The 13,586-nt window shown below is 66.8% G+C and carries 15 protein-coding genes; 10 read left to right on the top strand and 5 right to left on the bottom strand.

The window, feature by feature from the left end; all coding sequences use genetic code 11:
• Window positions 1-148: 148 nt before the first annotated feature.
• From gluQRS to AC0QC4_RS11380, 7 genes are all read left to right on the top strand, one after another.
• Entirely contained in the window at window positions 149-1,021 is an 873-nt protein-coding gene (gene gluQRS / locus AC0QC4_RS11410; RefSeq protein ID WP_483660026.1) for a tRNA glutamyl-Q(34) synthetase GluQRS, read from the top strand.
• 69 nt (window positions 1,022-1,090) lie between these two features.
• Window positions 1,091-1,330, top strand: a complete 240-nt coding sequence (locus tag AC0QC4_RS11405; RefSeq protein WP_483660025.1) for an HIG1 domain-containing protein — start codon at window positions 1,091-1,093, stop codon at window positions 1,328-1,330.
• 75 nt (window positions 1,331-1,405) lie between these two features.
• A complete protein-coding gene (locus AC0QC4_RS11400; RefSeq protein ID WP_483660024.1) occupies window positions 1,406-1,996 on the top strand; it encodes a cob(I)yrinic acid a,c-diamide adenosyltransferase in 591 nt (196 codons plus the stop codon).
• On the top strand, window positions 1,993-3,243 hold the full coding sequence (gene egtB, locus AC0QC4_RS11395; RefSeq protein ID WP_483660023.1) for an ergothioneine biosynthesis protein EgtB: 1,251 nt from the start codon (window positions 1,993-1,995) through the stop codon (window positions 3,241-3,243). The genes AC0QC4_RS11400 and egtB overlap by 4 nt, the downstream gene beginning before the upstream one ends.
• Window positions 3,236-4,195, top strand: a complete 960-nt coding sequence (egtD, locus tag AC0QC4_RS11390) for an L-histidine N(alpha)-methyltransferase (protein WP_483660022.1) — start codon at window positions 3,236-3,238, stop codon at window positions 4,193-4,195. Before egtB ends, egtD begins: the two co-directional genes overlap by 8 nt.
• Window positions 4,196-4,328: 133 nt before the next feature.
• Window positions 4,329-5,198, top strand: a complete 870-nt coding sequence (locus AC0QC4_RS11385; RefSeq protein ID WP_483660021.1) for a 3-hydroxyacyl-CoA dehydrogenase NAD-binding domain-containing protein — start codon at window positions 4,329-4,331, stop codon at window positions 5,196-5,198.
• Window positions 5,199-5,239: 41 nt separating this feature from the next.
• A complete protein-coding gene (locus AC0QC4_RS11380; RefSeq protein WP_483660020.1) occupies window positions 5,240-6,382 on the top strand; it encodes an epoxide hydrolase family protein in 1,143 nt (380 codons plus the stop codon).
• 99 nt (window positions 6,383-6,481) lie between these two features.
• Here AC0QC4_RS11380 and AC0QC4_RS11375 read toward each other — a convergent pair whose 3' ends face one another.
• Genes AC0QC4_RS11375 through AC0QC4_RS11365 form a run of 3 tightly spaced genes read right to left on the bottom strand, consistent with a single transcriptional unit; the run spans window position 6,482 to window position 8,843 of the window.
• Complete coding sequence (locus tag AC0QC4_RS11375) at window positions 6,482-6,838, bottom strand: YbaN family protein (protein ID WP_483660019.1); 357 nt, start codon at window positions 6,836-6,838, stop codon at window positions 6,482-6,484.
• On the bottom strand, window positions 6,835-7,413 hold the full coding sequence (locus AC0QC4_RS11370) for a CbrC family protein (protein ID WP_483660018.1): 579 nt from the start codon (window positions 7,411-7,413) through the stop codon (window positions 6,835-6,837). Before AC0QC4_RS11370 ends, AC0QC4_RS11375 begins: the two co-directional genes overlap by 4 nt.
• The gene (locus AC0QC4_RS11365; RefSeq protein ID WP_483660017.1) at window positions 7,410-8,843 is read right to left on the bottom strand and encodes an NAD-dependent succinate-semialdehyde dehydrogenase; all 1,434 of its coding nucleotides are present in this window, start codon (window positions 8,841-8,843) and stop codon (window positions 7,410-7,412) included. The genes AC0QC4_RS11370 and AC0QC4_RS11365 overlap by 4 nt, the downstream gene beginning before the upstream one ends.
• A 126-nt stretch (window positions 8,844-8,969) precedes the next feature.
• Between AC0QC4_RS11365 and AC0QC4_RS11360 the strand changes: the two genes are divergently transcribed.
• Both AC0QC4_RS11360 and AC0QC4_RS11355 read left to right on the top strand, forming a co-directional pair.
• On the top strand, window positions 8,970-9,890 hold the full coding sequence (locus tag AC0QC4_RS11360; RefSeq protein WP_483660016.1) for an SMP-30/gluconolactonase/LRE family protein: 921 nt from the start codon (window positions 8,970-8,972) through the stop codon (window positions 9,888-9,890).
• 8 nt (window positions 9,891-9,898) lie between these two features.
• Window positions 9,899-10,558: an HAD-IA family hydrolase gene (locus tag AC0QC4_RS11355; RefSeq protein ID WP_483660015.1), complete on the top strand. Its 660-nt coding sequence runs from the start codon at window positions 9,899-9,901 to the stop codon at window positions 10,556-10,558.
• A 9-nt stretch (window positions 10,559-10,567) separates the two neighbouring features.
• Here the strand turns inward: AC0QC4_RS11355 and AC0QC4_RS11350 are convergent, their stop codons facing one another.
• Both AC0QC4_RS11350 and AC0QC4_RS11345 read right to left on the bottom strand, forming a co-directional pair.
• Entirely contained in the window at window positions 10,568-11,629 is a 1,062-nt protein-coding gene (locus tag AC0QC4_RS11350) for a YeiH family protein (protein WP_483660014.1), read from the bottom strand.
• Window positions 11,630-11,689: 60 nt separating this feature from the next.
• A complete protein-coding gene (locus AC0QC4_RS11345) occupies window positions 11,690-12,970 on the bottom strand; it encodes an MFS transporter (RefSeq protein WP_483660013.1) in 1,281 nt (426 codons plus the stop codon).
• Window positions 12,971-13,077: 107 nt separating this feature from the next.
• Here AC0QC4_RS11345 and AC0QC4_RS11340 point away from each other — a divergent pair, with 107 nt between their 5' ends.
• Window positions 13,078-13,488, top strand: coding sequence for a hypothetical protein (locus AC0QC4_RS11340; RefSeq protein WP_483660012.1), 411 nt, complete (start codon window positions 13,078-13,080; stop codon window positions 13,486-13,488).
• The last annotated feature ends 98 nt before the right edge of the window (window positions 13,489-13,586 follow it).

Here is a 13,586-nt window from a genome sequence, read left to right as displayed (position 1 = left end):
TGGTTGCCAGTTGGTTAACTAAGCTGATCCGTGGCGGGACAAATTGATCGCGCATTAACCATGTTTGCGCAGATGCTGGCGCACAGGCGCGCAGCAACGTCGCATGGGTGCCTTTCTGCCCCGTGCTGCGCTAGGGCAGCATGCACCGATGATCGCGACCCGCTTTGCCCCGTCTCCCACCGGCCTGCTGCATCTGGGCCATGGCTATAGCGCGCTCGTCGCGCACGATCTGGCGCGGGCGCTGGGTGGCGCGTTTCTGTTGCGGCTGGACGATCTCGATACCGGGCGAGTGCGTTCGGGCTTCCGCCACGCGATAGAGGAGGATCTGGCGTGGCTGGGGCTGCTGCCCGATGCCCCGCTCGTGGCGCAATCCGATCGGCTTGCTGCCTATGCGGACGCGCTGGAGGCCCTGCAAAGGGATGGCTTTGCCTATCCCTGCTTCTGCACGCGCAGCGAGATCGCGGCCAGCGTCGCGGCACCGCACGGGCCAGACGGGGCCGTCTATCCCGGTACTTGCCGATCCCTGCCGGCGGACAGGGCAATGGCGCGGCTTGCCGCTGGCGATGCCCACGCCTGGCGGCTGGATATGGACAAGGCGCTGGCGCACGTCCGCAGCCGATTGGGCGCCTTGCCGGTTTGGCATGACCGTGACGCCGGGACTGTGCCCTGCGCGGCCGACTGCTTTGGCGATGTGGTGCTGGCCCGGCGCGACGGCGCTTTTGCCTATCACCTGGCCTCGACGATCGACGATGCGGCCATGGGCATCAGCCATGTGGTGCGCGGCGCCGACCTGTTCGCCGCAACGCACATCCACCGGCTGCTGCAGGCGCTGCTCGACCTGCCGACCCCCGCCTATGTCCACCACCGCCTGATCGGCGACGCGAATGGCAGGCGCCTCGCCAAGCGCGACGATGCGGCGAGCCTCGCGTCGTTGCGAGACAGCGGCGTCGACCCGCAAAGGCTGTTCGAGGACCTGCGGCGCGACCTGCTGCCCCTTGGCTATCGCTGGATCGGGTCTTAAATAGGGGGCAGGCGGGTGCGCGCCTCTGCCGCTATGGTGCGGCCATCTGATGATCGGATCCGACAAGCCATGAATTATGCCATCATAATCGCCATCGTTGCCGCTGCTGCCCTCGTGCTGTTCAGCCTCGCGCGCGGACTGGTGTATTTCGCACAGACCAGCGACGATATCGCCAAGGGCAATGTCGATGCCGCCGGCGTCGCGCGCGGGCATGCCATGCAGAATAAGATGATGTTCGCCCGCGTCAAATGGCAGGCCATCACCATTTTGCTCTTGGTGGTGCTGGGCTTCGTTGCCGCCGGCAACTGACCCGACGGCGCATCGGGCTTGCGCCTGCCAATCGGCCCTGACGTACCGGAATGATGAAGGAGCCGTGCAGGAACAATGGTCAAGCTCAACAAAATCTACACGCGCACCGGCGATGACGGTAGCAGCGGCCTCGTCGACGGGTCGCGGCTGCCAAAGCATGATCCCCTGTTTGCCGCCATCGGCGACGTCGACGAACTGAACAGCCAGATCGGTGTGGCGCTGGGCACGCTTGCACCGGGCTCGCGCATGGCGAAGCAGCTTTTTGTAATCCAGAATGATCTGTTCGATCTAGGAGCGGATCTGGCAACGCCGGCGGGTGCCGGCAACGATCCGTTCGCGCCTGGCGAGATGGCGCTGCGGATTGTGCCGGAACAGGTGGCCCGTCTGGAAGTTGAAATAGACGACATGAATGCCGCGCTCGCGCCTCTGACCAGTTTCATCCTGCCCGGTGGCAGCACGGCATCGGCGCATCTGCATATCGCGCGCACCGTGGCGCGACGTGCCGAGCGCAGCGCGGTCGCGGCTGCGGAGACGCGCGCGCTCAACCCTTCGGCACTGGCCTATGTCAACCGCCTGTCCGACTGGCTGTTCGTTGCCGCGCGCGTCGCCAACGGCAACGGCGTGGACGATGTGCTGTGGGTGCCGGGGGCATCGCGCAGCGCGTGAGGGGTGCCGACGATCTGTTGCAGCGCTTCCGGGCGACCCGCGACCTGACCGTGGCTTTGGCAGCACCGCTGTCCGATGCCGACGCCAGCGTCCAGTCGATGCCCGACGCCAGCCCCACCAAGTGGCATCTGGCGCACACCACATGGTTTTTCGAAACCTTCCTGCTGCGCGATCATGTGCCCGGATACCGGCTTCACGATCCGCGCTGGCCGTTCCTGTTCAACAGCTATTATGAGGCGGAAGGCGCCCGCCATGCCCGCCATGCCCGCGGCCTGCTGACCCGCCCGTCGCTGGCCGAGGTGATCGGCTGGCGCGCTGCGGTCGACGCCGCCGTAGAAGATGCCCTGCCGCTGCTGGCCGAGCAGATTCCGGCGCTGATCGAGCTTGGCATCGCGCACGAGCAACAGCATCAGGAATTGCTGCTGACCGATCTGCTGCACCTGTTTGCGCAAAACCCGCTGGGGCCGGTCGCCTATCCGCTGATCGACCATCGCGACCGTGCGGAGAGCAGCCGCGAGATGCGCTGGATCGACGGGGCGAACGGCTTGGTCGACATCGGCCACGATGGCCAGGGCTTTGGCTTCGATTGCGAAGGACCCCGGCACCAGGCGCTGCTGACACGACACCAGATCGCCGACCGGCCGGTCAGCAATGGCGAATGGGCGGCCTTCATTGCCGATGGGGGCTATGGTGACCCGCGGTTGTGGCTGGCGGACGGCTGGGCCTGGGTGCAGGGCGAAGCGATCGGCGCGCCGCTGTACTGGCGGCAGGGCGAGCATGGCTGGGAGCAGTTCAGCCTGCACGGCTGGCAAGCGCTCGATCCGGCGGCACCCGTCACCCACATCAGCCTCTATGAAGCGGACGCCTTCGCCAGCTGGGCCGGGGCACGCCTGCCGACCGAGGCCGAGTGGGAAAGCGCGGGTTCGGGCGAGGATGCCGACGGCGGACAGCAGCTCGATGGCACAACTGCGCTCATCGCGCGTTCGGCAGCGAATGCCGGCCGCCTTTCCCAGATGTTCGGCAGCGTCTGGGAATGGACCGGCAGCGCTTATCGACCCTATCCGGGCTTTCGCCCTGTTGCCGGCGCGGTGGGCGAATATAACGGCAAGTTCATGAGCGGGCAGTTCGTACTGCGGGGCGGCAGTCTGGCAACGCCAAGGGGACATATGCGTGCATCCTATCGCAACTTCTTCTATCCGCACCAGCGCTGGCAATTCACCGGCGTCAGGCTGGCCCGCGATGTCTGACAGGCCCGACCTTCCCGGCGGCAGCGCCTTCCTGACCGACGTCATCGACGGCCTGTCGCAACGGCAGAAAGCGATCCCGGCGCGCTGGCTCTACGATCATCGCGGATCGGAGCTGTTCGAGGACATCACCCGGCTGCCCGAATATTATCCGACGCGCACCGAAACGGCGATGCTAGACGCCGCGGCGGCCGACTTCGCACGGCTGGCCAGCGACCGGGTGGTGGTGGAATTCGGATCGGGCAGCTCGGCGAAAACGCCGCTGCTGCTGTCGGCGGTCAAGCCGCGCGCCTATGTGCCGATCGACATTTCGGGCGACTTCCTGCGCGAATCGGCGAGTGCGCTGGCGGACCGTTTCCCGGGCCTGCCGATCCATGCGGTCGAGGCGGATTTCATGCATCCGGTAAAATTGCCGATGGCGCTCGCCGATCAGCCGCGGCTTGGCTTCTTTCCGGGATCGACCATCGGCAACATGGTCGCGCGCACGGCGGTCGACCTGCTGCGTTCGATGCGGATGACCTTGGGGGCGGACGGGCTGCTGCTGATCGGTGTCGACCGCATCAAGCCGGTCGATGTCCTCATTCCCGCCTATGACGATGCCGCAGGGGTCACCGCCGCCTTCAACCTCAATCTGCTGAGCCGCATCAACCGTGAACTGGCCGGCACCATCCCGGTCGATGCCTTTGTGCACCGCGCCATCTGGAACGATGCCTTCGCCCGCATCGAAATGCATCTGGAGGCGCAGCGCGACGTGGCCTTCACCATCGGCAGCCGCGCTTTCACCATGGCCGCCGGGGAGACGATCCACACCGAAAACAGCCATAAATACGGCCCCCGCGATGCCAGCCTGCTGCTCCGCGCCGGTGGCTGGACACCGCTGGAGACGTGGAGCGATCCGCAGGACTGGTTCAACCTGATCCTTGCCGAAGCGACCGAATATCGCAGCGCACCATGAAGTTTTCGCATCGCTGAACTTGTTTCGCACACATAGTCACGGCATGGCGCGGCCAGCCACGATGGTGGCGCGATAGCCGACAGGGCTCCGGCGACAGCCAGGGTAGCGGCGTTGCGAAAAGCAGGGGCAGGACATGCAGACAGTCGGGGTTATTGGAGCGGGGCAGATGGGCGCCGGCATCGCGCAGGTCTCCGCGCAAGCCGGCTATCGCACCTTATTGTCCGACATTTCTCTGGCCCAAGCCGAAAAGGGCAAGGCCGGCATTGCGCGCCAGCTCGCCAAGGCGGTCGAGAAAGGCAAGCTGGCCGCAGCCGACGCCGATGCCGCGCTGTCCCGGATCGAGCCGGTGGCGGACCATGGCGCCTTCGCTCCCTGCGATCTGGTCATCGAGGCGGCGACCGAGCGGGAGGAGGTCAAGCGCGCGATCTTTGCCAGTGTCGGCGCGCATCTTTCGTCCGCGGCCATTCTCGCCAGCAACACCAGCTCGATCCCGATCACCCGGCTGGCCCAGGCGGCGCCCGACGCGAGCCGCTTCATCGGCGTGCATTTCTTCAATCCCGTGCCGGTGATGGGGCTGATCGAGCTGATCCGCGGGCTCGCCACCAGCGACGCAACGCTCGGCGCGGTCGAAGCCTATGGCCGCAGCCTCGACAAGCAGATCGTTCATGCAGAGGACCGCCCCGGCTTCATCGTCAACCGCGTGCTGATGCCGATGATCAACGAGGCGATTTTCGCGCTCGGCGAGGGCGTGGCGACGATGCGGGACATCGACACCGCCTGCCGCCTCGGCCTCAACCATCCGATGGGCCCGCTGACGCTCGCCGACTTCATCGGTCTCGACACCTGTCTCGAGATCATCCGCGTGCTGCACACTGGCACCGGCGATCCCAAGTTCCGCCCTGCCCCGCTGCTGGTCAGCTATGTCGAGGCGGGCTGGGTCGGCAAGAAGGCCGGGCGGGGCTTCTACGACTGGACGGGCGCGGAGCCGGTGCCTACCAGATAGGCGCGCCCGCGAACCAAGGACGGGTGTCGGGAGGAAAACGCATGATCGTCGGCCAGCCTCGCCCCTTCACCATCGACATCCCCGAGGCGCAGATCGACGACCTAAGGGCGCGTCTCGCCCTTACCCGCTGGCCGGAAAAGGAGACGGTCGATGACTGGGACCAGGGGGTGCCGCTGGCCTATGCGAGGGAACTCGCCACCTATTGGGCCGATGGCTATGACTGGCGACGCTGCGAGGCGCGCCTGAATGCGCTGCCCAACTATCTGGTCGGTATCGACGGGGTGGATATCCACGTCATCCATGTGCGGTCCGCCAATCCGGAAGCGCGTCCGCTGCTGCTGACGCACGGCTGGCCGGGATCGGTGCTCGAGTTTCTCGACTGCATCGCGCCGCTGGCCCGCGACTATCACCTCGTCATCCCGGCGCTGCCCGGTTACGGATTTTCGGGCAAGCCGGCCAGCGCAGGCTGGGACGTGGACAAGATCGCGGCCGCCTGGGACGCGCTGATGCTGGCGCTGGGTTATGACCGCTATTTCGCGCAAGGGGGCGACTGGGGCAGCGCGGTCACCACTGCGATCGGTGCGCAGAATCTCGGCCATTGCGCCGGCATCCACGTCAACATGGTGGTGGCGATGCCGACGCCGGAGATGCTGGCCGACGCAACCCCGGCCGAACAGGCATCGCTGGCGCGGATGCAATGGTATCAGACCAAGGACAATGGCTATTCGACCCAGCAGGCCACCCGGCCACAGACGCTGGGCTATGGGCTGACCGATTCGCCGGTCGGGCAGATGGCGTGGATCGTCGAGAAGTTTCACGGCTGGACCGATTGCGGCCATGCGCCCGGCGGGCATTCGGTGGGCGGGCACCCCGAGCAGGCCGTGTCGCGCGACCATATGCTCGACACGGTGATGCTCTACTGGCTGACGGCGAGCGCGGCATCTTCGGCGCGGCTCTACTGGCACAGCTTCCGGAATTTCAGCGGCGGACAGGTGACGCTACCGGCGGGGTGCAGCATCTTCCCCAACGAGATATTCAAGGCCTCCCGCCGCTGGGCCGAACAGCGCTACACCAATATCGTCTACTGGAACGAGGCGGCCAGGGGCGGACATTTCGCGGCGTTCGAGCAGCCGGCACTGTTCGTCGATGAGGTGCGTGCGGCGTTCGGATCGATGCGCCTTTGACCGCCGCCCCGGGATCGACCCGGGGCCACTGACAACCCGGCGGCACGCCGATGAAGACCCCGGATCTGGTCCGTGGCGACGGTGATCGGAAAGGCCGCGCTACTCGGGCCGGGTCCACAGCCAGCCGAGCGTGACCACGGCCACCGCTGGCGGCAGCAGCAGCCACGGCCAGGCCAGCAGCCATGCGCCGAGCAGGATGCTCACCGCGAAGGTGGCGGTTGCGGCAATCTTGCCATGCCGGCTGACCGCCCCCCGCTCGCGCCAGGCAATCAGGTGCGGACCATAGCGCGGATGCGCGAGCAGCCGCGCCTCCCACGCCGGATTGCCACGCGCGAAACAGAAGGCGGCGAGGATGTAGAGCGGCACCGTAGGCAGGAGCGGGACGGCGATGCCGATGGTGCCGAGCGCGAGCGAGGCGAGGCCAGCCAGATTCCAGAGGCGCACTTTCAGGGTCATGTAAAGTCGATGCCGAGCCGGACCGTGTTGCAATGCAGGCAGGCGAATTTGTAGAGCGCGACGTCGCTCTTGCCTTCGGCATAGGCCGCCTTCAGCGCGCTCCAATCGGCGAGCCAGTCATTCTCTTCGAGAAACAGCGCCTCGACCGGCTCTGGCAGGCATGCCGCCTCTTCGGCGGGGAGATCGCCCAAAAAGGCGCAGGCGTCTCCGCAATGGGTCAGCCACAGTTCGCCCTGCCAGCTTATGTAGCCGGGTGTGCGACGGCTGAGTTCGTCCCATACCGCTGGCGGCAGCGCCGTGTCGCTATCCTGCACGAACGAGGCGCCGAGCCGTCGCGCTGCCCGGCCATCGGCGACGCACCAGGGGCAGATGCAGTCGAACCGCGTCCTGCCATAGTGGCTAGCGACGCGATAGCCGCGGGCGTAGCCACAGCAGGCGCACAATAGATCGGTGGCGAGGATCGCCTTGGTCGAGAGGGGATCGGGATGATAGCGAAACACCGGCATGGCCGCATCCACTGGCGACCGACGCAGCAGACGGCCGACGGTTTCTGAAATGCGGTCGAATATGCTCACGCCACATGCACGCCCTTGGTCACGCAATAGCTTTCCAGGCCCTCGCGCCCGCCTTCGCTGCCATAGCCGGACTGCTTGACCCCGCCGAACGGTGCATCGGCGCCCGAGATGGCGAAGGTGTTGATGCCGACCATCCCCGCCTCCAGCGCATCGCCAAGCAGGTTGGCGCGGCGCACGTCCGAGGTGAAGGCGAAGGCGGCGAGGCCGAAGGGGGTGGCGTTGGCGGCGGCGATCGCCTCGTCATAGCTGTCGAACGCGCGGGTGACGGCAACCGGGCCGAAGGGTTCGACCTGCATGATATCCGCTTCCGCCGGCACGGCAGCAAGCAGCGTCGGGCGGAAGAAATTGCCGGGGCCATTCTCCCGCGTGCCACCGGCCGCGACGGTCGCGCCCTTGGCGACGGCATCGTCGATCAGCGCACCGACGGCATCGGGGCGGCGCGGATTGGCGAGCGGGCCCATTTTGGTACCCGCGTCCATGCCGTTGCCGATGGTGACGCTGGCCGTCCGCTCGGCAAAACCCCGCACGAAAGCGTCATGAATCGACGCTTCGACAAAGAAGCGGGTGGGCGACACGCACACCTGGCCCGCGTTGCGGAACTTCTGCGGCACGACCATGTCGAGCGTCTTGTCGAGGTCGCAGTCGGCGAACACCAGCACCGGCGCGTGGCCGCCCAGCTCCATGGTCGATTGCGTCACATTGTCCGCGCACAGCCGCATCAGTTGCTTGCCGACCGCGGTCGATCCGGTGAAGCTGATCTTGCGGATGACCGGAGAGGCGATCAGCGTCGAAGAGATCATCGCCGGATCGCCGAACACCAGTTGCGCCACGCCAGACGGCAGACCGGCATCGGCCAGCGCGCGCATCAGCTCGCTGGTGCAGCCGGGCGTTTCCTCCGCAGGCTTGGCGATCACCGAGCAGCCGACCGCCAGCGCCGCCGCCATTTTCTTGGCCATCAGGTACAGCGGGAAATTCCATGGCGTGAAGATGGCGACCGGGCCGACCGGCTGTTGCAGCACCATCGAGCGCTGGCCCGAGGGGCGAACCAGCGTGCGGCCATACATGCGGCGGGCATCCTCCGCGCACCAGTCGAACATCTGCGCGCTGCCCAGCACTTCGCTGCGCGATTCGGCGAGCGGCTTGCCCTGCTCCATCGTCATCAGCGTGGCGATATGCTCGACGCGGTCGCGCAGCAGCTGCGCGGTCTTGCGCAGGACGGTAGCGCGGGTGTCGACATCGGTGCCGCGCCACAGCGGGAAGGCGCGTTCTGCCGCGGCGAGCGCGGCCTCGAGATCGGCGGCGCTCGCCTTGGGCAGCTCGGCCATCGCCTGCGCGGTCGCGGGGTTGAGCACGGGCAGCGCATCGCGCCCCTCCCCCGATTGCCAGGCACCGTCGATGAACAGGGCGAGATCGGCGGCGTAGGCGGTCATGACGCAAGGCTCCTTGATGCGATTGCCCCGAGCTTGTCGAAGCACTGTCCTTCACTTAGGCTCCCTCGACAGAAGAAAAAAGGCAGCGCGGGTTCGAGCGCGGTGCCAGCGGGAAGGAAGAGAGACATGGCCGAGATACGCATCATCACCGATGGACTGCGGTTCCCCGAAGGACCGGTGGCCATGCCCGACGGCAGCGTGATCCTGACCGAAATCGAGCGCGGCCAGATCACCCGTGTCGCACCCGACGGCAGCAAGAGCGTGGTGGCCGTGACCGGCGGCGGGCCCAACGGCCTCGCCATCGGGCCCGACGGCAAGCTCTATTGCTGCAACAACGGCGGGTTCGAATATGTCGAGGCCAACGGCTATCTGGCGCCGCACGGCATTGCCAAGGATTACAGCGGCGGGCGGATCGAGCGGATCGACATCGCCACCGGCGAGGTGGAGGTCCTCTACAAGTCAGGCGACTTCGGCTGCAGCTTGCGCGGGCCGAACGACATCGTTTTCGACGACCATGGCGGCTTCTGGTTCACCGACCATGGCAAGGTCGATTACCAGGCGCGCTGCCACGACATCGTCGGCATCTTCTATGCGAAGGCCGATGGCAGCTTTCTGGAAGAGGTCATCTTCCCCAGCTACAACCCCAACGGCATCGGCCTCTCCCCCGACGGCAAGAGCCTCTACGCGGCCGAGACCTACACCTGCCGCCTGACCAAGTTCAACATCGTCGCCCCGGGCAAGGTCGACGATGCGGCCGGGCCGGGCGGACCGGGCATCCCGCTCTATCGTCCGGCGGGCTACAAATTCTTCGATTCGCTCGGCGTCGAGGAGTGCGGCAACATCTGCGTCGCCACCATCGGCGAATGCGGCATCAGCGTCATTTCTCCGACGGGCGAGCTGGTCGAATTCGTCGAGACAGATGACATCTTCACCACCAACATCTGCTGGGGCGGGGAAGACCGCAGGACCGCCTATGTCACCCTGTCGGGCAGCGGGCGTCTGGCGGCCATCGACTGGGCGCGGCCCGGGCTCAAGCTGCGATATTGAGCGCGCGCATGCATGATCGTTTCAGGGCCGTCATCTGGGATTTCGGCGGCGTCATCACTTCCTCTCCGTTCGAGGCGTTCAACCGGCTGGAGGCGGAGCGCGGGCTGCCACGGGATTTCGTGCGACAGGTCAATGCCATCAACCCGGACGGCAATGCCTGGGCGCTGTTCGAACGCGCCGAGATCGATGCGGCCCGCTTCGACGCGCTGTTCGCCGCGGAGGCAGAGGCGCTGGGCCACCCGCTGGAAGGCAGCGCCGTGCTGGCGGTGCTGGCAGGCGCGGTGCGGCCGCGCATGGTGCGTGCGCTCGACCGGCTGAAGGCGGCGGGCTACCGGCTCGGCTGCATCACCAACAACGTACCGTCCGGCCACGGCGCCGGCATGGCACGCAGCAGCGACGGGCGCGAAGAACTGGAACAGATTTTCGCGCGCTTCGAACATGTCATCGAATCGAGCAAGGCCGGTGTGCGCAAGCCCGACCCGCGTATCTACATGATGATGTGCGAGGCGCTGGACCTCGCGCCGGCGCAGTGCATCTATCTCGACGATCTGGGCATCAACTGCAAACCCGCAGCCATGCTGGGCATGCGTGCGATCAAGGTGATCGGCGAGGCGCAGGCGCTGGCCGATCTGGCCGGCGCGCTCGGCGAGGGCCCGGACTGGCCCTGACCACCGGCGTCAGTCGAGCAGGAACAGCGCGAAGCCAATTGCCGAGACCAGGCTGGCAAGCGTGGCGCCCAACACCGGCATCAGCGCCCGCCAGCCCATCTGCAGGATGAGATCCATGCGGCTGCGCATTGCCGTCGCGGTGACCGCGAGCAGCAGCAGCGCCTTGGAGGCGGTCAGGCTGGTGGTGGTGACGATGTCCGGCACGTCGATCAGGCTGTTGAGCAGCACGGTAGCGAGGAAGGCGGTGATGAACCATGGCATCGCCAGCCGCCGCCAGATCGGCAGCCGCTCGCCGCCGGTGCCGCGGCGCATGTAGAACAGGCTGACCAGCGCCACGATCGGCGCGAGCAGGGCGACGCGGGCGAGCTTGACGATGGTGGCATAGGCACCCGCCGCGTCCGAATAGGCATAGCCGCCACCGATCGCCTGGGCGACATCGTGGATCGACGCGCCGATCAGGAAGCCGGCCTGCCGGTCGGTCAGCGACAGATAGTCGGCGAGGATGGGATAGACGGTCATTGCCAGCGCGGAGGCGAGGCTGATGCCGACGAGGGTGAGCGCGAACTGCGCCTGGCTCAGGCGTTCCTTGCCGATGACGCTGTACAGCGCGAGCGCGGCGGAGGCGCCGCAGATGGCGGTGGCGCCACCCGACAGCACGCCGTTCGCCGATGGCTGGCCGGCGAGGCGCGCGCCGAGCAGGCCGCCGCCGAACGCCAGCGCCATCACCACCAGCAGCGCCGCGAAGGGGACGAGACCGAGCGCACCGATCTGGGCGATAGTCACCTGCGTGCCGAGGATGACGATGCCGATGCGCAGGAAGGTGCGGCTGGCATAATCGAGGCCGCGATGGGTGCGCGGGTCGGCGGCGACGAAATTGAGGGCGAGGCCGATGAGCAGGCCCATCAGGATGATCGGCATGCCATAATGTTCGGACAGCCAGGCGGCGGCGATGCTGGCGATGCCGCAGACGGCAAGGCCGGGAAAGACGGGCGCGCGGGGGGCTTTCTGGCCCTCATCGGCGATCGTCAGTTCGCCGTAGAGGTCTCCGGCATAGGTCTCGAACTTATCCATCATCACGCATATTGCGGTTGGGGAAGGGCATGTCCAGCGGTGTCATACAGGCTGAACGGGTCAGTCATGCGCCGAGACGAGCGCGCCCTCGTCGCGGCGGATGACGGGGAGGAGGAGGTGGAGCCAGGCGAGCGCGAGGAGGTAGGAGGCGCTGGCGAAAATGAACAGCGGCGCGAAACCGAAGCCCGCGTCGAGCACGCGGCCAGCGACCAGCGCGATCAGCACCCCGCCCATATTGCCCATGAACGCGCCGAAGGCGGTGACGCGCGCGACCTTGGCATTGGGCACGACATCGGTGATCGTCGAGAAGATCGACAGCGAGAAGCCCTGGTGGCCGGCCATAACCACGCCCATCATCACCGCCACCGGCCAGAAACTGTCGAGGCTGACGACCAGCGGCAACGGCACGACAATCAGCGCCGAAACGAGCATGACGGTCTTGCGCACCCGGTTGACCGACCAGCCCCAGCCCAGCAGCCGGGTCGAGGCCCAGCCGGCGAGCAGCGCGCCGAGGCCCGAGCCGGCAAAAGCGATGCCCAGCGGCACCGCGAGGTCGAGCGTCGAGAGGCCGAACTGCTTGCGATAATAATCGGCGAGCCAGAAGTTGATGAACCACCAGGTCATGTCCGACAGCGCCTTGGCGATGACGATCGCCCAGGTGCGGCGGTTGGTGAGGATCGGGCCGTAAGCGCCATGGTCGATTGCCGGATCGGTCGAGGGATCGCCGGACACGGCAGAGGCCGGTGCATCCTCTTGCGACGACACCGCGAAACTCACCCCGCGCGCGAGGATGATCCACAGCAGCAGCGACACCAGCCCGCCGATGCCCCCGGCGACCAGCGCGCCGCGCCAGCCGAACGCCTCCGCGAGAAACGGTATGGCGAAGGGGATGCCGATGGTGCCGGCGCTGGCGATGAAGGTGGCGATGCCGAAGGCGAGGCTGCGCCGGTCGGGTTCGAACAGGGTGGCGACGGTCTTGATGGTCAGCGGGGTTTGCATCGCTTCGGTCACGCCGAGGCCGACGCGCGCGGCCACCACCTGCCACATCGTCGTCGCCCAGCCATGGGCAATGGCCGCCGCGCTCCACGCGCTCGCGCCCAAGTGCATCGAGCGGTTGACGCCGATGCGGTCGACAATCCAGCCGGTGAACAGGAAGGCGATGGCTGCGGAGAACTGGGTCACCGCCGCCAGATCGCCGAAGTTCTTCTCGGTCCAGCCGAAATCGGCCATCATGTTGGGTTTGAGGATGGCGATGATCGGCCGATCCATCGCGTTGAACACGCCAGCCAGACAGAGAATGGCGAACAGCGCCCAGCGCAGACGAGGGGTCAGGTGATGCATCGTTGCATGTTGTGCACGGGTGGGGGCGGTGAGGCAATGGCTGTATGTCTCGCGCTTGACAATTGGCCGCGCAGACGGGCTCAACCGGCGCTGACAAACGCGGATCGATGCAGTATGCGGCCGCCGTGAACCCGATCCGCGCCCTTATTATTCGCTACCGCACTCTGGCGATGCTGCTGTTCGCGCTCGCGCTGGCGATGAAGGCGCTGGTGCCCGCCGGGTTCATGATCGTCAGCCACGACCTCAGCATCGATGTGGTGCTGTGCTCGGGCATGGGCGAGCAGCGGATGGTGTCCATCCCGGTCGAACGCGAGGGCAAGGCCGATGTCGTCGGCGACAAGCAGGTCTGCCATGGCAGCGCGCTCGACAAGGCTGTCGACAGCGGTGCCGACGCGGCGCTGATCGCCGACGCGCTGGCCTTCATCCTGGCGCTGGGCTTTGCCGCGGCGTGCCTGCCGCTGCTGCGCAGCCCGCGCTTCCTCAGCCCGCCGTTACGCGGACCGCCCGCCACCATCTGATCCATTGCGCAGCAGCACAGCGCGGCAGCGGCCGACTTGATCGGCCGGCGTCGGGCCGTGCGCATGACCAGGCATCGCCCGCACCACCGCCGTGCGCC

It is taken from the genome of Sphingomonas sp. jy18 (assembly GCF_056931895.1).
This window is presented reverse-complemented; position numbering and strand designations above follow the sequence as displayed.

Coding starts and splice junctions, on each gene's coding strand:
- AC0QC4_RS11405 (WP_483660025.1), top strand. CDS start 1,091: ATGAATTATGCCATCATAATCGCCATCGTTGCCGCTGCTGCCCTCGTG.
- AC0QC4_RS11375 (WP_483660019.1), bottom strand. CDS start 6,838: ATGACCCTGAAAGTGCGCCTCTGGAATCTGGCTGGCCTCGCCTCGCTC.
- AC0QC4_RS11400 (WP_483660024.1), top strand. CDS start 1,406: ATGGTCAAGCTCAACAAAATCTACACGCGCACCGGCGATGACGGTAGC.
- AC0QC4_RS11350 (WP_483660014.1), bottom strand. CDS start 11,629: ATGGATAAGTTCGAGACCTATGCCGGAGACCTCTACGGCGAACTGACG.
- AC0QC4_RS11360 (WP_483660016.1), top strand. CDS start 8,970: ATGGCCGAGATACGCATCATCACCGATGGACTGCGGTTCCCCGAAGGA.
- AC0QC4_RS11385 (WP_483660021.1), top strand. CDS start 4,329: ATGCAGACAGTCGGGGTTATTGGAGCGGGGCAGATGGGCGCCGGCATC.
- AC0QC4_RS11355 (WP_483660015.1), top strand. CDS start 9,899: ATGCATGATCGTTTCAGGGCCGTCATCTGGGATTTCGGCGGCGTCATC.
- egtD (WP_483660022.1), top strand. CDS start 3,236: ATGTCTGACAGGCCCGACCTTCCCGGCGGCAGCGCCTTCCTGACCGAC.
- AC0QC4_RS11345 (WP_483660013.1), bottom strand. CDS start 12,970: ATGCATCACCTGACCCCTCGTCTGCGCTGGGCGCTGTTCGCCATTCTC.
- AC0QC4_RS11380 (WP_483660020.1), top strand. CDS start 5,240: ATGATCGTCGGCCAGCCTCGCCCCTTCACCATCGACATCCCCGAGGCG.
- AC0QC4_RS11365 (WP_483660017.1), bottom strand. CDS start 8,843: ATGACCGCCTACGCCGCCGATCTCGCCCTGTTCATCGACGGTGCCTGG.
- AC0QC4_RS11340 (WP_483660012.1), top strand. CDS start 13,078: ATGCAGTATGCGGCCGCCGTGAACCCGATCCGCGCCCTTATTATTCGC.
- gluQRS (WP_483660026.1), top strand. CDS start 149: ATGATCGCGACCCGCTTTGCCCCGTCTCCCACCGGCCTGCTGCATCTG.